The sequence below is a fragment of the Pseudomonas sp. JUb42 genome (assembly GCF_024807945.1).
In the GTDB taxonomy this organism is placed as follows: domain Bacteria; phylum Pseudomonadota; class Gammaproteobacteria; order Pseudomonadales; family Pseudomonadaceae; genus Aquipseudomonas.
Genome location: NZ_JANUFD010000027.1, coordinates 1 through 18,669, shown reverse-complemented (window position 1 = coordinate 18,669; position 18,669 = coordinate 1). Strand labels below are relative to the sequence as shown.

Annotated in this window: 19 protein-coding genes; 11 read left to right on the top strand and 8 right to left on the bottom strand. The window is 55.5% G+C overall.

Going from position 1 to position 18,669, the window contains the following annotated elements; translation table 11 throughout:
- Positions 1-30 precede the first annotated feature (30 nt).
- The 4 genes from M2401_RS33590 to M2401_RS33575 are packed head-to-tail and all read left to right on the top strand — an operon-like array spanning position 31 to position 4,289.
- On the top strand, positions 31-2,886 hold the full coding sequence (locus M2401_RS33590) for a conjugative transfer ATPase (RefSeq protein WP_259111325.1): 2,856 nt from the start codon (positions 31-33) through the stop codon (positions 2,884-2,886).
- The gene (locus M2401_RS33585) at positions 2,883-3,185 is read left to right on the top strand and encodes a hypothetical protein (RefSeq protein WP_259111253.1); all 303 of its coding nucleotides are present in this window, start codon (positions 2,883-2,885) and stop codon (positions 3,183-3,185) included. Before M2401_RS33590 ends, M2401_RS33585 begins: the two co-directional genes overlap by 4 nt.
- Entirely contained in the window at positions 3,182-3,844 is a 663-nt protein-coding gene (locus tag M2401_RS33580) for a DsbA family protein (RefSeq protein ID WP_259111251.1), read from the top strand. The genes M2401_RS33585 and M2401_RS33580 overlap by 4 nt, the downstream gene beginning before the upstream one ends.
- A gap of 58 nt (positions 3,845-3,902) precedes the next feature.
- On the top strand, positions 3,903-4,289 hold the full coding sequence (locus tag M2401_RS33575; RefSeq protein WP_259111250.1) for a hypothetical protein: 387 nt from the start codon (positions 3,903-3,905) through the stop codon (positions 4,287-4,289).
- 10 nt (positions 4,290-4,299) lie between these two features.
- Here M2401_RS33575 and M2401_RS33570 read toward each other — a convergent pair whose 3' ends face one another.
- Positions 4,300-5,070, bottom strand: a complete 771-nt coding sequence (locus M2401_RS33570) for a hypothetical protein (protein WP_259111249.1) — start codon at positions 5,068-5,070, stop codon at positions 4,300-4,302.
- A 262-nt stretch (positions 5,071-5,332) separates the two neighbouring features.
- On the opposite strand from M2401_RS33570, the gene M2401_RS33565 reads away from it, so the two are divergent.
- Genes M2401_RS33565 through M2401_RS33545 form a run of 5 tightly spaced genes read left to right on the top strand, consistent with a single transcriptional unit; the run spans position 5,333 to position 10,041 of the window.
- Complete coding sequence (locus M2401_RS33565) at positions 5,333-5,773, top strand: TIGR03757 family integrating conjugative element protein (protein ID WP_409034025.1); 441 nt, start codon at positions 5,333-5,335, stop codon at positions 5,771-5,773.
- The gene (locus M2401_RS33560) at positions 5,770-6,711 is read left to right on the top strand and encodes a TIGR03756 family integrating conjugative element protein (RefSeq protein ID WP_259111248.1); all 942 of its coding nucleotides are present in this window, start codon (positions 5,770-5,772) and stop codon (positions 6,709-6,711) included. The genes M2401_RS33565 and M2401_RS33560 overlap by 4 nt, the downstream gene beginning before the upstream one ends.
- Before the next feature lie 19 nt (positions 6,712-6,730).
- Entirely contained in the window at positions 6,731-8,101 is a 1,371-nt protein-coding gene (locus M2401_RS33555) for an integrating conjugative element protein (protein ID WP_259111247.1), read from the top strand.
- Positions 8,102-8,103: 2 nt separating this feature from the next.
- Positions 8,104-8,457: a hypothetical protein gene (locus tag M2401_RS33550; protein WP_259111245.1), complete on the top strand. Its 354-nt coding sequence runs from the start codon at positions 8,104-8,106 to the stop codon at positions 8,455-8,457.
- A gap of 12 nt (positions 8,458-8,469) precedes the next feature.
- A complete protein-coding gene (locus M2401_RS33545) occupies positions 8,470-10,041 on the top strand; it encodes a conjugal transfer protein TraG N-terminal domain-containing protein (protein WP_259111244.1) in 1,572 nt (523 codons plus the stop codon).
- Positions 10,042-10,096: 55 nt separating this feature from the next.
- Here M2401_RS33545 and M2401_RS33540 read toward each other — a convergent pair whose 3' ends face one another.
- The 3 genes from M2401_RS33540 to M2401_RS33530 all read right to left on the bottom strand — a co-directional run bounded on the left by M2401_RS33540 (position 10,097) and on the right by M2401_RS33530 (position 11,301).
- Complete coding sequence (locus tag M2401_RS33540; protein ID WP_259111243.1) at positions 10,097-10,513, bottom strand: DUF3742 family protein; 417 nt, start codon at positions 10,511-10,513, stop codon at positions 10,097-10,099.
- 129 nt (positions 10,514-10,642) lie between these two features.
- Positions 10,643-11,029, bottom strand: a complete 387-nt coding sequence (locus tag M2401_RS33535; RefSeq protein ID WP_259111242.1) for a type II toxin-antitoxin system VapC family toxin — start codon at positions 11,027-11,029, stop codon at positions 10,643-10,645.
- Between the two features lie 8 nt (positions 11,030-11,037).
- Positions 11,038-11,301, bottom strand: coding sequence for an antitoxin (locus tag M2401_RS33530; protein ID WP_259111240.1), 264 nt, complete (start codon positions 11,299-11,301; stop codon positions 11,038-11,040).
- A 475-nt stretch (positions 11,302-11,776) separates the two neighbouring features.
- On the opposite strand from M2401_RS33530, the gene M2401_RS33525 reads away from it, so the two are divergent.
- Complete coding sequence (locus M2401_RS33525) at positions 11,777-11,929, top strand: hypothetical protein (protein ID WP_259111238.1); 153 nt, start codon at positions 11,777-11,779, stop codon at positions 11,927-11,929.
- A gap of 206 nt (positions 11,930-12,135) precedes the next feature.
- On the opposite strand, the gene M2401_RS33520 is transcribed toward M2401_RS33525, so the two are convergent.
- Together M2401_RS33520 and M2401_RS33515 are read right to left on the bottom strand one after the other, a co-directional pair.
- Positions 12,136-12,690, bottom strand: coding sequence for a GAF domain-containing protein (locus M2401_RS33520; protein WP_259111237.1), 555 nt, complete (start codon positions 12,688-12,690; stop codon positions 12,136-12,138).
- A 1,021-nt stretch (positions 12,691-13,711) separates the two neighbouring features.
- Positions 13,712-14,149, bottom strand: a complete 438-nt coding sequence (locus M2401_RS33515; protein WP_409034024.1) for an SOS response-associated peptidase family protein — start codon at positions 14,147-14,149, stop codon at positions 13,712-13,714.
- A gap of 133 nt (positions 14,150-14,282) precedes the next feature.
- Between M2401_RS33515 and M2401_RS33510 the strand changes: the two genes are divergently transcribed.
- Complete coding sequence (locus M2401_RS33510) at positions 14,283-14,645, top strand: hypothetical protein (RefSeq protein ID WP_259111236.1); 363 nt, start codon at positions 14,283-14,285, stop codon at positions 14,643-14,645.
- Positions 14,646-14,824: 179 nt separating this feature from the next.
- On the opposite strand, the gene M2401_RS33505 is transcribed toward M2401_RS33510, so the two are convergent.
- Together M2401_RS33505 and M2401_RS33500 are read right to left on the bottom strand one after the other, a co-directional pair.
- Positions 14,825-17,218: a membrane-bound PQQ-dependent dehydrogenase, glucose/quinate/shikimate family gene (locus tag M2401_RS33505; protein WP_259111234.1), complete on the bottom strand. Its 2,394-nt coding sequence runs from the start codon at positions 17,216-17,218 to the stop codon at positions 14,825-14,827.
- 51 nt (positions 17,219-17,269) lie between these two features.
- Positions 17,270-18,367 carry a catalase family protein gene (locus tag M2401_RS33500; RefSeq protein WP_259111233.1) on the bottom strand — a complete coding sequence of 366 codons (1,098 nt, stop codon included), beginning with the start codon at positions 18,365-18,367 and terminating at the stop codon, positions 17,270-17,272.
- Between the last annotated feature and the right edge of the window lie 302 nt (positions 18,368-18,669).

Below are 18,669 nucleotides of genomic sequence, written 5' to 3'. Positions count from 1 at the left end.
AAGGAAACACCATCAGCCGCATCGGCATCCATGGATGAAGCGATGGAGCGTTACCTTGGACGCCTCAGTGCCCAGGGCGTACCAACGCCCGGCAACTGGCAGGATTCGAAAAGCAAACCGGCCACTGTGGCCGATGTTTCTGCCTTGTATGACGTGAAGCCCAGCTTTGTGGATCTATTACCTTGGGCAGAGTACCTGCCTGATGAGCAGGCCATGCTCCTCGAGGATGGCAAATCGCTGGCAGCCTTCTTTGAGATCACGCCCATTGGCACCGAGGGCCGGGATCCGGAATGGTTGCGCAAAGCTCGTGATGCCCTGGAAAACGCACTGCAGGACAGCTTTGACGAACTGGATGAGTCGCCCTGGGTCGTGCAGTTTTATGCTAAGGACGAAACCAGCTGGGATGATTACCTGCAGCAACTGCGCGAGTACATACAACCGCGCGCCCAGGGCACTGCCTTCACGGAAATGTACCTGCAGTTGTTCAAACACCACCTGGCGGCGATTTCCAAGCCGGGCGGGCTGTTTGAGGACACCAAGGTCTCGCAACTGCCATGGCGCGGCCAGCAGCGACGTGTTCGCATGGTTGTCTATCGCCGCAGCACCAGTACCGGCGATGGAAAGATCCGTGGCCAGACTCCGGCCATGTACCTGCGCAACATCTGCGAGCGCCTTGTCGGCGGCCTGGCCAACGCCGGCATCAAGACGAAACGCATGGATGGTCACGATATCCGGCACTGGCTCTTGCATTGGTTCAACCCACACGCCGATCATTTGGGCTCTGCCCGCAGCGATATTGATCGCTTCTTCGAGCTGGTCAACACCCGCACCGGCAAACCCGAAGAGGACGAATTGCCGCTGGCCAGCGGCGGCGACTTCGCCCAAAGCCTGTTTTACAGAGAGCCACGGTCGGACGTTGGCAAAGGCCTGTGGTACTTCGATGGTCTCCCCCATCGCGTGGTAGTCCTCGATCGCTTGCGCGAGGCACCCAAGACCGGGCATTTGACCGGTGAAACCCGCAAGGGCGGCGATGCTCTGCATGCCCTGTTCGATAAGCTGCCAGAGGATACCGTCCTCAACATCACCCTGGTGATCACCCCTCAGGACGTCCTCGAGGCGCACCTGGAGAAGTTGGCGCGTAAATCGGTCGGTGATAATCAGGCATCTGCCCTGACCCGCGAGGCCGTGGACGACGCGCGCAAACTCATCGGCAGGAAACACAAACTGTATCGCGGCAGTGTGGCGTTCTATCTCAGCGGCCGTGACGAGGAAGAATTAAATGATCGGAGCATGGCATTAACGAACGCCCTGCTCGGTGCCGGGATGGAACCCGTCTCGCCGGCCGATGAAGTAGCGCCGTTGAATAGCTACCTTCGCTGGCTGCCGGCCAACTTCGATGTCACTCAAAGCCGTGCCCTGGACTGGTACGTGCAGATGATGCTTGCCCAACACATTGCAAATCTGTGCCCTGTCTGGGACCGTGCCAGCGGCACCGGCCACCCCGGGCTGACACTGTTCAACCGAGGTGGTGCGCCCTTGACGGTGGACCCGCTGAACAAGCTGGACCGGCAGATGAACGCGCACATGTTCATCTTCGGCCCGACCGGTGCGGGTAAGTCAGCCACGCTGAACTATCTGATCAATCAGTTGATCGCCGTGTATCGACCCAGGCTGTTCATTGTCGAGGCAGGTAATAGCTTCGGGTTGTTGGGTGACTTTGCCAAGAAGCTGGGGCTCACAGTCAACCGCTTGAAGCTGGCCCCCGGCTCAGGCGTCAGCCTGGCTCCATTCGCCGATGCCATTCGCCTGGTCGAATCACCGCACAAGGTCAAAACGCTGGACGCCGATGATATCGATGTGTCTGATGACCACTCGGCAACCACCTTCCCAGCGGATGACGAGGACGAGCGTGACGTCCTGGGCGAAATGGAAATCGTAGCCAGGTTGATGATCACAGGTGGTGAGGAGAAGGAAGACGCACGTCTGACCCGGGCCGACCGAAGTGCCATCCGCCACTGCATCCTTTCGGCGGCTAAGACCTGTGCGAAAGAGGCACGCACAGTCCGAACTCAGGATGTTCGAGATGCCCTCACCGCTGCGGGTAAAGACACAACCATTCCCGAAGCTCGTCGGGAGCGCATGCTGGAAATGGCCGAGGCCATGGATATGTTTTGCATGGGCGCAGATGGCGAGATGTTCAACCGTGACGGCACACCGTGGCCAGAGGCGGACATCACGATTGTGGACTTGGCGACCTATGCGCGAGAGGGCTACAACGCCCAACTGTCGATCGCCTACATCTCGCTGATCAACACGGTCAATAACATTGCCGAGCGCGATCAGTTTAAAGGTCGCCCTATAGTCAACGTGACGGACGAAGGCCACATCGTCACTAAGAACCCGCTGCTATCGCCCTACATCATCAAGATCACCAAAATGTGGCGAAAACTCGGCGCCTGGTTCTGGCTCGCCACCCAAAACATTGATGACTTGCCGCCCGCGGCGGCACCGATGCTCAACATGATCGAGTGGTGGATCTGTCTGAATATGCCGCCTGACGAGGTCGAGAAAATCGCGAAATTCCGAGAGCTATCGCCGGCGCAAAAATCGCTGATGCTTTCGGCCCGCAAGGAAAGTGGCAAATTCACCGAAGGCGTCATCATGTCCAAATCGATGGAAGTACTATTCCGGGCAGTGCCTCCCAGCCTTTACCTCGCCCTCGCCATGACTGAGCCTGAGGAGAAAAAGCACCGTTACGACCTGATGCAGTCCTTGGGTGTCGACGAACTCGGCGCCGCCCTCGGCGTTGCCGAAGACCTCGATAGAAAGCGTGGGATTGAACCTCCAAAACTTACCTTCCCGACCCCTTTGGAGAACCTGGCATGAGAGCCATGGATGCCCTGACTCAAAACCTGATTGACAGCCTGACCCAAATTCTTAGTAAGGAGTCGACAGAAGTCTCACTCGCCACGTTGCAGATCTGCGCGCCGGTATTGATTGAACACCTGCAAGTGGTCAAACACAGCGCGGTTGATCGACGCGACGTCGAATCGCAATTGCGTAAAGCTTTGGATAACTGGCTGAAAGAACATCCCCAGCCCGATATGGCCAGGCAGTCATTGCAGGAGCTATTAGAACAGGAGCTATTGGGCAAACCGACGTCCATGGGAGAAGAATCAGCATGACCGGTAGTCGTCTAAGGCTGCTGTTCCTGGCAGCAGTAATCGGGATGCTTTTGAGTGCTGCCTATTACACTCTCTTTGCCCCGAGAGAGATGGAAACCGCATCGCCCCATGCTTTTAGCGGTCCCTGGATCTATGGCGCTCCCGGCGCCAGATTCACCGTCACCGAGTACGCAGATCTGGAGTGCCCCTACTGCAGGGATTACTTCCCGCAGTTGAAGTTCTGGATTGATACGCAACCTGACGTCAATCTTCAATGGCACCACTTGCCACTGTCCATCCACGAGCCCACAGCCAGCCGCGAGACGCGCCTGGCCGAATGTGTGGGTATGAGCAGTGGCAATCAGGCTTTCTGGACGGTCGTGGAGTTGATCTATCAGCAGACGCGCTCCAATGGTGCTGGTCTGCCAGGGCAACTTGATGTGTCATCGGCTCAAGCTGCAGATCTGGCCACGGCGGTGGAGGGCTGTTCGACACCGACACCGGAGGCTGGCCAGCGTGTCCAACAGCAAGTCAAAGAAGCCGCGATGAAGAAAATTGATGCCACGCCCACCCTAATCATCACTGACAACCTGACCCAGCGATCAATCAAGCTATTAGGCGCGGCCAGCAACGATTCATTGCTGTCGGCAATCGATTGGCTTGCCAGTGACGCTCGATGAGCTCGACCGTCGAGACTCGACATCAAGATGTGAGCAATTTTTCAGTAGGAGCAAAAAAATGCATTCGTCCTCAATCAATAAACATCCTCGATTCCCTTTCATAAACATAGGCCGAACTGTCGACTACGCCAAGCAAGCTGGCGAGTACCATCATCCGGACTTTATTGGCAGCGAAGATGACTGGTCATTTCAAATAGAGAAGCTATCTGGTCTTGGGACATACCGAAGTGAATCAGAGGCCATCTCTGCGTCTGAAAAGGCGCTTTTTGCAAACTACAGCCACCTGGCAGATAAGTACCTAGAAGAAGCTATTGAAAGTAAAAATCTTGAGCTAGCCTTGTCTCTGGCTGAACGGCGTGGATTCTGGCAAGGCAGAGACCAACGGCAACGTGAGATAGCCGTCATTGTCAACGACGCCTTATCGATATTGAAGCCCTTGGCATGAGTATGCGCGGTCAGGAAGCCGATTCTTTTGCCTTTTTGAAGTAGCTATTCGTCAGATATTTGTGCCAGTGCGCTAGCGTTTCGTCCTCGCCAAGAGCTTTAACTGCTACGCCATTTACGTATGGCTGGCCAGCGATGAGGTAGTGAGAAATCCGAAGCGTTAACTCTTCCCCGTTCCTACGAAAATTGTTCAGCTTACCGCCTCGGCTTCCGTCTCCGATGACATAAAAAACTACAAGCGTGTTAGTCCGAGACAGCTCGTAGAGACGGTTGAAGGTTTCCTCTTCTGGCTCATGAGTTCGAATTACTTCAATAATGATGTTGGGACAACTAGCTCGTGGAAAAAAGCGATTGGCGTCCCGACCGCTGAGGTCTGGCTGAATGTAAGTGTCATTCTCGAACGCAATCCGCGCGTCTGCCTCCATGAACCACCGGTAATCGCTTCCAGGAAGCGTGGAAAAAATGACCTGCTCTTCACGTGCGCCCTCTGAAAAGAGATAGGTTGAAATAGAAACCCTTGTCACTTCCGTATCAGATAACTGTTCGTGAAGTACGCGGACGCATTCGTTATGAGTCGGATTATTTTCAGTCCTTCCGATACGCTTGCCGAACGAAGCCTTACCCATACGACGAAAATGTGGTGCACCGACCTTTCTGACGGGAACGACCAGTTCGTCCAGTGCATTGAGAAGTGGTTCCTCCTTCATTCGAGGGTAGACGGCGTCATCAAAAATATTCGCTACAGAATACTCACGCCCTGAAACACAACCTCTTGCAGCCATATGTTGAGCCCACGCAAACGCCTAAAATCGCAATATAAACCTTTCCGGTCCCTATGCACCTATATCAGTTTTGCCGCTATATAAAATCGTTGTGCACGGCCAAGACCTCCAGCCCCCGAGGAGGCTGCACCATCGTCCAGCAGGTTGTGTGACCTTCCACGATCAGCCGATCAACCCCTTAGCCACCTGATAATGGTTTCCTGCTGACGCCCTCCTCCTGATCGCTTCTTCTGTACCTGAAATCCCTATCAGGTACTGCCTCATGGCCCTCCGTCAACGAATTAAACCCCGCCCCGCGTATATGCGAGGGCTGGGGACGATGCTGCTCACTGCGCTGCTGTGCGCCTCGGCCAATGCCGAAACCTGGGTTTTTACAGACAGCCACCATCCAACGCAGTCTGGACCCGGTGTGCGCGTGATCTTGTTGGACGACGTCGATCGCCTGCAGGAGAAACTCTCGCAGGGACTGCCGGCAGATCCCCAACAGGCCATGGCGATCGTGCGTCAGCGCATGCAATCACCTGACGGCCAGCGCCTGCAGAAGGATCTTGCCGTCGCACAGCAAGGAACAGCGGATGCGTGGTCACTGGGCATCGCCAAGATCCCTGCCGTTGTCATTGATCGTCAGTTTGTCATTTACGGCGAACCCAATGTGCCGCTGGCCGAACAGCAGATCGCCCGGTACCGGGGGATCAAGCCATGAAACAACTGGGCCGCAACTCTCGGCGCCTGGTGGCCGCTTCGGTACTTGTGATCGGCGCACCGGCATTCGCCGCAATAAACACCGCAGCTATCGTCGCTTCAACACTCTCCCCGGACTGCCTTGAATACAAGGTTGTGGGTATTTGCTACTGGCTGCTCTGCACGCCCTTCGGTTGTTCAGTGAAGACGTCGACCAAGGTTCGTCACTTCGTGCCTGACGCCGTGGTCTCCAGCTATTCGAACACTGGTGAGAATCCGTGGACTGAGGTGTCGATGTTCAGTTCGCCCTCGGGCCTGGCTCAAGATGGTGGCGACGGCACCACCAGCCAAAACAATCAGAACGAAATGGCGAAGTTCAAGAACGCGGACGTCATCGGACACCCTGGGGGTGCGACGTTCAGCCAGTTCGCCAGTGGTTCGGGGTATGTGTGTAAGGGAGCGACCACCGCATTCGAGCCCTATCTTCTGAGCACGCTCGACACCATCGCATGGCGGTACACCGTACCGGAAATGGTTTATCCCGAGGCCCTGATACCCGGACGCCGCGAGGTCGGCGGCATGACCAGGGGCAACCTCTGGGGCGCTGTTTACCCACGCGGGGGGTTCCTGCACCAAACGGACGATTACAAGGCCGGTGCTGTCGTCGCGCAGCGTGCTGGCGACATCGTCACGCGCAGCGCGCAGATCCACGTCTACCTCTCGATGGTTGCCCAACCTCAGGACGGCTACTGGCCGGCCGGCGAGCTGCTCGAGGGCGATGCCACCACAGGCAAGTGGCAGGAGCTGACACCCACACTGAGTCAGAGCTGCGCCGTGTTTCCTCACAGCAATGCACAGGTACAGGCAGTCGATGGCGGCTACGCCTGGGCTCTGTGGCGCCCGTACTCCTGCTGCCAGCGCGAAGGCCAGACCTTCCTGGGCAGCACCGACTTCCAGTAATCACATAAGGATCTCGAACATGCACATACGCCCCATTTCAGCCCTGGCGCTCGCAGGTATCTTGTTAGCTAGCATCGCGGAGGCGGCGGTCAACCCGATTAATACCTCCTCCTCGGGCAGCGTCATTGGCGACGACCTGCTCTACAGCGTCGGCGGTGGTAACGCTGTCAGCATGGGCAGCGCCGGCAACATGGACAGCATAGGTATTGGTGGCGGCTGGAACACCAACCCCATCTGCGGAAACATGAGTCTGACCAATACGCTGCAGAATCAGCTCAACGGCGCGACACAAGGCTTCCAGCAGATCATGGGCTCGGTGCTGACTAACGCGACTCAGGCCGTGTCATCGCTGCCTGGCCTGATCCTGCAACGCTCAAACCCCGCGCTGTACAACCTACTCACCAACGGGGTGCTCCAGGGCCGTTTGGATTTTGACCGATCCAAAGGCACATGCCGGGCGATCGCCGACAAGATGGTAGACGTAGCCGGCGGACAGATGGGCTGGAACAAGATTGCAGAAGGTCAGGCTATGACTCAGGCCGTAGCCAGTGGCACAGATGCCGTTACTGCTGTTTCCGATGTAGAGGCAAAGAGTGGAAACGATGGTCTGACTTGGGTCGGAGGCAATAAGGCCGGTGGCTCTGGTCAGCAGCCGATCAAAGTGGTCAGCGACGTGACCCGGGCTGGTTACAACCTGATGAACGGGCGCGGCCCGACCGACACCTCCTCGATCCCCGCCGCCACGTGTGGCAACGGCCTGGTATGCAACACCTGGTCATCGCCCAAGCAAGCAACCGACTTCGCCAATCGCGTGCTGGGCGAACAGCAACAACAAACCTGTGATAGCTGCACCAAGACCACCACGACCGCCGGTGCCGGACTCACGCCGGTGATTCAGGAGTCGTATGACGCCAAATTGAAGGCGCTGAACGAACTCATCTCTGGCAGCAAACCGCTGACCTCTGACAACCTGGCCCTGGCCAGCAGCGATTCGTTGCCCGTCACTCGCGGTGTCGTTGAGGCGCTGCGCACAGAACACGACCAGGACGTGCTTGCCAAGCGACTTGCCTCAGAAGTCGCGCTTTCAGATGTCCTGGGTAAAGCCCTGTTACTCCAGCGCACCATGATGGCTGGCAGCAAAGAACCCAACGTCGCGGCCAACGACGTGGCCACCAAAGCGATCGATCAACAGAACAACGGACTGCAACAGGAAATCGACAACCTCAAGACTGAACTGGATTTGCGTCGAAGCCTGGCCAGCAACTCGCCTACGGCCATCCTGGAACGTGCCCAGAACAGAGGCGATGGCTCGAAGGGTGTGTTCCAGGGCGACCCTATGCCGAACCGACTGGATCGACTGCAAAACACCGGCTCTGGCCAAGGTAAATGACCATGGCCACCTTTCAGTCAGCGGTAAAGATTCTGCGTAAGGGCCTACGTGTTACCTGGACGCTTCTGTGGATGTTCCTGTTAACCCTCTTCCTGGCCGTCGCGTTGACGATCCTGGTGAAGGACTACTTTGGTGGCTTTGATCAGTTCAAACAATGGCAACAGGATCACTTCGCCTACCTGTTGATATGGCGGCTGTTCGTCTACTCCGCACTGGCCTGGGGCTGGCTCAGCATTCGCCAGCGATTCGCCAAAGACCCTGCGTCAGATCGCTCCATGAAACGGCTACGACGCTGTGAGCTGCTGGTGATTTTCGTTGTGTGCCTATTCGAAATCAAGCATGCGGGCCTGATCTAAAGGAGCGTCCCAATGATATTGCACACCAACGACTACCTTGAGTATTACCTCACGCTCGTGGGCTGGCTCATCAACGGTGGGATCTGGGACATCATCTCCAGCACCGGACTGTTTGCGGCGCCTTTCGCGGCCATGGTGATTCAGGAATGGCTCAAAGCTCGCGGCGAAGGGGCTGACGAAGGCAACAAAGGTGTCTTGGCGCTAGCCAGGGTAGAGAACCGGTTCTACACCGCCATCATCGTGTTGGTTCTCGCCTGCATGCCGCTGGTTCAGGTCAGCTTTGACACCCTGACGTTTGATCAGACTCGATCAGCTCAGTGCCAGTACCAGTTGCCCACGCCCAGTGAGACGGGTTGGAATACATCCTTCAGTACGCTCAATGGCAAAAGTTCGACAGTACCGGTGTGGTGGTTTTTCGTGCATGCCCTGTCGAAATCCGTCACGGCTGCCTCCGTCGCCTCGATACCTTGTGGCGTCGACCTGCAACAGATCCGCATGGAAATCAACAGTACCCGGATCAATAGCCCTCTACTCGCACAGGAGGTCGCCGACTTCACCAGCGACTGTTACGGCCGTGCCCGGGCAAAACTGTTCATGACCCAGCCGTCACTCACCGAGGACCAGCTCAACGACGTGAACTGGATCGGCTCACACTTTTTCCTGCAAACATCCGGTTATTACAGCGATGGGATGTCGGGATTTCGCTCTCATACACCACGAGCAGCATGGCCATACGACGCCACCCGAGATGCGGGCCTGGCTCAGACCACAGGAGGAGGTGGCTACCCAACCTGCACACAGTGGTGGTCCGATTCAAGCATCGGTTTAAAAGCCCGTCTGATCGACCAGGTTAAACCCGATGTGTTTACCCAAATCAAACAGTGGGCAAACTTCCTTAGCCAGGACCAGGTCAATGATTCAGTGATTCGTGACCTGGTATCGCCCAAGAAACAAATCCTGACCCAGGGCCAGGTGTACAGCGACTACGGTGGACAAATCAGTCCAACGCTATTCAATACCCTTGCAAGGGCAACAGCGGGCATCGGGCAAGGCGTGGGCTCTGTTGTGTACTTCCCAGCGATGGACAGCGTGCGCCAAGCCGCGCCTATGGCGATGGCTTTTTTAAAGATGGCTTTGATTATATCAATGCCTTTCGTCCTAACGCTTAGCACCTACAGCCTGCAAACGACGATCACACTCACGGTAGTACAGTTTGCAATGATCTTCGTTGACTTTTGGTTTCAACTCGCCAGATGGGTTGATAGTACGATTATGGACGGCCTGTACGGAAACGGGATATATGGGATCGACAATAATTCCGCACACTCTAATTTCGACCCTGTAGAGGGTCTGAGTAACATGCAAGGAGACATGTTACTCAGCTATGTAATGGCAACAATGTTCCTTGTTCTTCCCGGCTTCTGGATCACTGCATTGAGCTGGGCGGGGTATAGACTTGGAGATATCGTAGGAGGCCTTTCATCAGGGGCAAATGCAGCGAAAAAAGAGAGTGGAGAGGGTGCTAAAACTATTGGAAAAGGAATAAATATGACAACTGGGGGATTCAAAGAGGGGATAAAATAAAACTTTTTAATCAGGGAGGTACGACCTACCTCCCCTCACAAAAACCTCTACATATCTACTTCATAAAATAGTCTTCATGGTCTACTGTGTATACACCATGACCTGGAACATGAACCCAATGATGATCATCTGCATCACCCTCCCATCCATTATGATCGGCACCAGAGCTAATCAGCGCCTCGCTCATCTCACTAGCCGAATCTTTGTTTGCACCAACCGAGAAAACCCCAAAGACGGCAAAGCAAAAAACGAAGAACGGGAAGAGGAAATATAGAGAAACACCAGCGGCTGCAACCAACAGCACAACCCGGGCTGCCCACTTTGCAAGCTTTGAGACAACGGCTGGAAGGCCCAGCCGGGTGAGACCGTTCCACAGGCAACGTTCCGCTTCGAGGATAACCTTGACACCACGGCCCAAGGTCTGCCCCAAGCGTGCAGCTGAGTTATCACTATTGTTTGCGTGGCTAGCCATGTCGTGCCTCTCCCATCTCAAAGATGCCGTTCTGCCATCATTTATAGACCCAAACGCTGACACGAACAATATTATTTTTAGTACATCGCACTAATCCCGACGAATAGCATGCACGCCAAACATCAAAGCTTAAACAGCCCAATCTTCGAGACTTATATCTTCAATGAAAGAGAACGCTTGATCGCTAGTTACTATAACTGCCTCAATACTTATACCATGCGCCGCGATCAACAAGTCCAAAGCACCTGGTGTTTTACCGCCCGCCTCTGCCTCAGCACGAACTCTCCCGTAAGTTTCGGCAGCCTGGCTGTCCCAAGGTAGCGTATCAACCCGTTTGAGGAACTCCTCGACCAAGGCTCGTAGCTTGTGGGCTTGCGGTCGCTTCGCCAGACCATATTTCAGCTCTGCCTCAGTGATCGCCGAGATACACAGCGCTGACATTTGAATACCTTGCACCTTTGCCACCACGGCTGGATGCCCACGCAGCAACTGGCTCACCGTATTGGTGTCGAGCATGTACTGCCTCATTCCTCCATACCTGCCAGAGGATCTCTGTTCACTGCCTCAGCGTGATTGCGCTCACGCTCGCCCAGGAAGTCATCGGGAATCTCCACCTCCTGCATTAGGCTCAGGAAGCCTTCCCAGGACTCAGGCTTACGCGACAGGATCACATCGCCAGTGACTGGATCGCGGCGGATGAACACCTCGTCGGCGTCGAACCGGAATGCTGCGGGCAGCCGCACGGCCTGGCTGCGGCCGTTGAGAAAAACTTTGGCGGTTTGGCTCATAGATCGATGCTCCCAGAACGAATGATACATACCATAGTATATACCATTCCTACTTCAGTTCAAATCCTACCCCGGGTAGGTCTGGCACAAAAGGAAATGGCCCAGGCAAAGGGGTTTGAAGGGATGGAAGGGAATGGGATTCAAGGGTAAGTGCCTTACCAGAAAGGGGCCTGCGGCGGCAGGAGCAAAGGAGTGCGTGCAGAAGCCAGCTCCCAACTATTAAAGTTCTCGCCCGTAGAAAATGTGACCGTTGACGGAGGCGCTCCAACGCTAACTGACCAGCAGCCGCCGCGGTACTGACAGGATTCCTGTCAGCCATCTTCACCACCGCCCTGGTGCTCCAGTATCTCACACTGCCGACTGACGCAGACTCTCAACACGGGGTGGCCTTCCTGATCGGCCTTCTGGCGATGAACATCATCCCACGACTGAAAGCTCTCGTCAGGTTGATCAGATCAGTTCTAGGTGCATAACCATGAACACATTCCTTTCTGCTTTCGACGCCATGCGGTGGGGGCTGGTGGCGCTCGCTGCCGCTGAATACCTGCGGCGCATCCATCCAATGACCCAGATGTTGCTGGCGGTTGATCATGCGCTTCGCCCCGATGGTCTTGAGTTAGACAATTAACCTCGCGGAATTTCGCGCTTTCTGGGTCCTTGAGATCGTAGTTTACCCTCGTTTTCGCCAGGAAAGCCGCATTGTAAGGCATGGCGTACCTATACACATTAGGGCTGTACTGGTTCTGGATTGGCCTGGCCCCGAGAGCATCCAGCAGCGGCAATCAAACAGGTGATTACCATTCCGGCGAGTTTCATCCTGATATCCCTATCAAATCATGAAGGATCCTTTAGGAGCTGCTTTGTATGACCATTGGTATCCGGGTCAGTAACGATCGAGCGGCCGCTCCCAGAAAAAATGCATCCTATTAGACGTGCGAACAGGTGGAGCGTATCTGCCAGATCTGGATTCTCGAAAGGAACGGGCTTAGAGTCGAGCGCACACAACGCTCCGTATAACGTGCCGTCCGGCAGGATGATCGGCACCCCCGCATAGCTTTCTAACCCATATTGCTTCACCACCGGGCGGATTCTATGTCTGGGGCTCTCACGTATGTCCGGGAGTAACAATGCCTGCGGATTAGTGATGAAGTCGCTGCACAGCGTGATTTCGATCGGTAGCGTATCACCAGCGCTTATACCCAAGTCGCCAATATCGTGCACTGAGCAGACAACCCAGTCACTGTTGTCGTATTTCGCAATGGCTGCGAAACGCATTCGTGTCATCCGGGTGATGATGCTCAAAATACTGGTTGTCGCCTCGATTTCAGCGATCGCTGCTCGCTCCTCAGGGGTCAGTAATGGTCGGACTTCGTGCTGGCTATTCTGCATGGTCTACCTCGAAATACGCCTGATGGCAATTAGCTATTTTTTTTGTAAGCTTACAGCCGAATCTTGTTCGCAGTTCTCAAAATCCTTGCTCGTCGGACGAAGGGCAGGTAGGCCTGAAACTGCGCTGCCAGAACAGGCCATCCAGGTAACATGCGATGTATTTTGCAAGAGTAGTTGCGCCAGCTTTCGGGCGCAGCTGGTCCGTATGGGAAATCTGGCCGGACTGTACTGCCCCCTCTGTTGATCATGGTCACCTGATGCCGCGTAATTGGGCGTTAACGGCTTGAATGTCCAAACCTCGGCCCCTGAGCCGATGGGCGATTAGAACGAGCGTGAGACCACGCAATTGGCCACCACGCATAGTGATACGCCAAACCATCTGCCTTATAAGCAAACACTTAGACCGCTTCATGATTTGTCATCTACATTAAAGTAACGGGCCGGACGCCCGGCCCATACGCCATGGAGGTGTGAAATGGCCAGTTATGGACAACGCGGTAGCGTTGTAAGTCAGGTTGTCGAGTGGAACAGGAACTGGCTAATGATGGGTGGATTCGTGGCTTGTACGGAGTGTTTGGAGTTTCAATCCGTCGAGAACCACGGGGAGCCTTTCAAGCACGCGAGCAATTGCAGCAAAAATGGTGAAGCTGCGGATAATCCTTGGGTTTTTCTGGAACTATCTTCAATTGGACAGTAGTCCAGGGCAGTCCGACAGATGACTGACCACCGTGACAGTCTTGCCGTCGGCCGGAAATTATCCAAAGTCATCGCCAGTCGACAACAACTGTTTCCCGTTCCCAGCAGTGTTTTCTTGCCTGTGTTTGGATGTTCGGGATGCTGCAGGCCGTTAGCGCTCAGCAGCCGACCGGCCGTGCCATCCCCTGTCAGGCTATAACCGTGCGACTATTGACGGGTTATGTAATGGAAATGATATGGACCGCCAGCTCGCAGGGTTATCGATACTTATGACGCTTACCTGGGTGGTTGTTGTGATCACAATCATCTGGTCGTATGCCTCGGATTAATTCAGAGGCATGATCAGTTCAGGCCCCTGATTCTTCACATTCCCGACCTCGCGTCCCACGGAAAACAACTCAAAATCCTCTACCGGCCTGCTGTGCCGTGTTAGCTCTATGGCTCGCTCGGCGGACAGCCCAGGTAACAGCCACTCCCTAGTATCCTGCAGACTGAACACCACAGGCCGCCGATCATGGATGTCGACAATCCCCGCATTGCTGGCGTCCGTGATGATCACAAAACCGTCCCAGTCATTGGGTTCCAGGTCTGCATGAGCTAGGGTGAGGGCATCGAAATACATCGGCTCATTGCTTTTCAGCTTGATGTAGTAGGACTGTTTCTTCTTCGGGTCGTCGGATCCTTTACCCACTCGAACCACCCGCTTGAACGCGCCAGGGCGCGGCCCGCTGGCCTCAGCTTTTAAAAAACTTTCCTGAAACACCGCGGCCAGTCGGTAAGGTCTCAAATCGGGTTACTGGATCAGTAGGAAACCCTTTCCCAACTGAAACAGGTTTTCCACGGACAAAACCTACCCGGCCCGCAATGATGACCGCTACCCAAGCAGGAGCCCCGACATGACAGATCAAAACCAGCAATTATCTGTACCCTGTGAAGTGGTACTATGCCAGATCGGATCATCAGGGAACCGCACTATTTCCCCCGAAATCGAGGCATGGTCAGAAGCCCTGGCGGGGCATGCAAAGAATCAGACCCGTGGGCAAATCGGGGCCCTCGTCTGGTCCTATCGTCAAGGGAACACTGAGTATCTGTCGGTGGACCTCATCAGCGACCAAGGAGGTTTTTCTTTAACATTCATAACTGGGTCACCACACGATTTTGGGGTTGATGATGTGGAGGTCCCAGACATGACGGAAGCCATTGCAATGGCGATGCTTTTGCTTAAAAAAATCAATGCCATGGTGACATTCTATATTTAGGTCGCTGCACCAAACGACCCTATTCGGCTCAGGCTTGTAAACGCTCTTGAATGAGCTGTCTCCCGCCATAGCTTCATAGGAACATGATTCTAAAACCTGCGGTTTTTTTGATCGTTCTAGATCGCCGCCATATTTTCACGACAGCGGCGATGTTTATCAGAGAGGCTGACTAAATGCTCTCAGAGATGCCCTTTGGCCGGCAGTGCAAACGCTTCGACATAATCGCCAGAACGCGTCTGTAACCCACCATGCCCACCGGCAGCAATCACGACATACTGCCTGCCGTCTTTGCCCAGATAGGTCATAGGGGTGGCCTGCCCGCCCGCTGGCAACCGGGTACGCCAGATCTCCTTGCCATCCTGGGCATTGAAAGCCCGCAAATAATCATCCGCCGTCGCGCCCATGAATATCAGACCAGAGCGCGTGGTGACATTACCGCCGATGTTAAATATCCCGGTAGGAAACGGCAGATTGGCATGCAAACCCAAAGGCCCCATATCCCGCGTCGTTCCCACATCGTGCTGCCAGACTAAAGACCGCGTTCGCAGATCCACAGCCGCCAATTGCCCCCATGGCGGCGCCTTGCAGGGTGCGCCAAGGATGCCTAACCATGGATCGACCTTAACCACATATGGCGTCCCGTATTGCGGATTGATCGAGAACTTCTTGGGCCTGGGCGGTTGCCCTTTTCCATCCCAGGGCTCAACCAAACCTTTGGCCTCGGCGTCCTCACGCTTCATGGTTTCGGCGACGAAGGGGATGTAACTCAAATTGGCATAAAGCCTCTGCCGCTCCGGATCCACCGAGGCGCCGTGCCAATCAATGACACCATCAAATGCGGGGTATACGAGCGTTTTCTTATCCAGAGAAAACGGTGTGAAGGCGCCTTTGTAATCCAGCCGATTGAATTCGATCCTGCACAGCATCTGATCAAGCGGCGTAACGCCCCAGCTGTCCTGCTCCTTGATCTGCTCAGGGGCGAAGGATGGCATTCCCACTGAATAAGGTTGCGTCGCGGAGGTCGGATCGCCGGGCAACCCACCTTGGGGCGCCGGCTTTTCTGCCACCTGGGCGATAGGCTTACCGGTCTCACGATTGAGCAGGAACAACTCGCCACGCTTAGTCGTCTGCACCAGCGCTGGAATAGTCTTGCCGTCGGCGTCTGGCAGGTCGACCAAGGTCGGCCCAATAGGCACATCCATGTCCCACAGATCATGGTGCAGAGTCTGGAAAGACCAGCGCGGTTCGCCTGTCTCGATGTTCAATGCCACCACCGAGCTCGAATATTGCTCATCAAACGGACGGCGTTTGGCGCCGTAATAGTCTGGTACCGCGTTTCCCGTTGGCAGATAGGCCAAACCACGCTCGACGTCAGCGGTGTAGACCCCCCAGGCATTCGGGGTACCTGGGGTAAAGCTCTCATCCGCAGCTGGATGAGCGACAGGACTTCCAGGTCGGCCCACGTCCCATGCCCATGCGATCTGTCCGGTGATGGGGTCAAACGCCCGCACGGCGCCTGATGGTTCATTGGTCTTTTGCCCATCGTAGATCCAGCCGCCCAATATCACTCGGTCTCGTACAACCAAGGGTGGCGAGGTAACGAAATGGAAGCCTTTCGGAACATCGCCTAGATATTGCCGAAGCGACACGAAGCCCTGCTCACCAAAGCCGCTGCAAGGCTTGCCGGTCGTAGCATCCAGTGCGACCAGTCGTGCATCGGCTACTGGCGAGATGATCCGCTGCGCACATTCGGTACCCGCAGGTGCTTGGTAAAAAGCCACGCCGCGACATGCCAAATAGGCGTTGTTACTCGTTTCAGGCTTTGGATCAAATTTCCAGCGCTCGGCGCCAGTCACGGCATCAAGCGCGATGACTTGGCTGTGCGGTGTGCAGATGTAAAGGGTGTCGCCGACCTTGATCGGCGTCACTTCGAAATTGAATTCATAGCCATTTTTATTTTCGTCAGAGCGCGCCAGATCACCTGTCCGGTATTCCCAGGCAGGTTTAAGCTCGCCAACATTGGCCGGGCTGATTTGGGTCAAAGGTGACCATCGCTCGCCTTTGGCAGTTCTACCGTAATACTTCCAGTCATTTTCCGAGTCACCGGACTCCGAGGCTAGGGGGGTAAGCGGAGCAGGCGGCTTTGCGTCAGGATAGGGATGTGCCAGAAACAGGCCGGCGATCAGCAGCACCCATAAAACGGGAACGACGACGTTGCCAACGGGAGAAACAGCGCCCGATGGGTTCAAACGGCGACGAATGCGGGGAAGTAGCAAATAAAGCCCTAGCAACGTCGGCAGCAGGAGCCTGGGCTCCAACGCCCATACATTCAATCCGCCCTCGCTCAAGGCCCAAACCACAGTACCCAGCCAGACCACCCCGTATAGCCACAAGGCCCACCGACGGCCTTTGATCAGACCCAGTCCAGTCAACGTCAGGCCCACTCCCGCGATCAGGTAGTAGGTCGTGCCGTGCAACACCACGAGCCAGCCACCACCCATTACAAAAAGCAGGCCCGACAACGCAACCAGCGCCCCCGACAGCACTGGTGTAGCCCGATTGAACAATTTCATGCTGCCCCCAAATTCCCTGTTAATTCCTGATCAACTGCGCAGCAGCTTGTCCTAACGCGGCTCGCGAATCGGGCATCCGTTATGACTTGCACGAAAATCAGAGGACATCTCGTAAGAGGGTTTACGCACACGCATAACACCACCTAACGGCCTATGTGCCTGTAGGCCATGCCAAGGACTGAATGCCATTGCGTCGTCTATTGCTCTGACCTTCTCGTCGTCCCACGCCGGCTGCGCATCGACATCGATACGAGCAACTGTCACATAGGGGCTCAGCTCTTCAGACCACTGCACTGATGCGTCTTCGATGGGCATCTTTTCAATATCGGTCGCCAGCTGGATACGTAGCTCCCAGCTGCCGCTGTGCTGAATGAAATACTCGGTGACAGCCGCGCGCAGGCCATCTGGGTTGTCGGCAAAGTCCACATGCAGGCCGGTCAACGCGGTGAGGGAGGCAGAAACAGGCACCATAGCCAGCTTGGCGTAATAGGGCCCATATAAAATCGGCACGACCGTGGAGAAGCTCTCACCCAGTATGTGAGTTTGCGGGTGTCCGCCCAGGCTTTTGAGGGTACCGCTCTCCCCGCCCATAGACTCGATCGTCGACTCCACGCCCCTGAGCACCGCTGAAAGAGCCTTCTTCAACCCTGGAGCTTTGTCGGTGGTCTTCGCCAGTAGCTTGAGGGTGGCCAAAAATGCCTTGGGGGTCGCCGAAGTAAAAGCCTTGGCGTTCTGCATGACGAAGTCCTGGGTCACGTCGCCTTCACTGCCTGGCAAACGCGGCCCATCGACACCGACGATTTTGATGGCCTGCCCTCTCGGGGTAGAAACCTTATCGTCCAGTATGTCGCCGGGGTTTGTAGAGAATCGCAGAAAGACCGGCATCGTGGCCGGCTTGGAAAAGGCCCCCTGCCTCAGTTCGGCAGGTAGATTGTCCAATACCGTGACCTGCCCGCGCAGCAGTCCGTGCGCTTTGGCATGAACGCTACGATTTGCGTGGCCGCTATCGTTGAACGTAGTTTCCATAATGGAGCGAAGCGTATCGGCCAGCTCTTTGCTGGTATGGGCCTCATCGTCAGGTATTTGCTCAAAGGCGGGATCAAAGCGCAGCGGCGTGACCGCAAGGCGGGTCTGCGGAAGGTCGTTCATCAGGGGCATCTCCACTTGATACGGTCGGCAATTGCGGTACACGCCCACCTCAATACGGCAGTGAGTACTCTTCTATCGAGGCGATCTTTGAAGATGACCCTCTTCGAATTGAGGACGTTCAAAACGCTTTACCGGCCAGACGACAGGCGGCGCTGGCAAGTCCAAGGGGCGCGTCCCCCGACCTCCACCGCCAAAGGTTTGAGAACCGTAAGCGTCCGGCCAAGTCATCTACCCAGCCCCGCAAAGCCAGGACATGGTGTGCACTTAAATTTAAGTGGGCACCAGTTCTAGCCTTTTAAGCG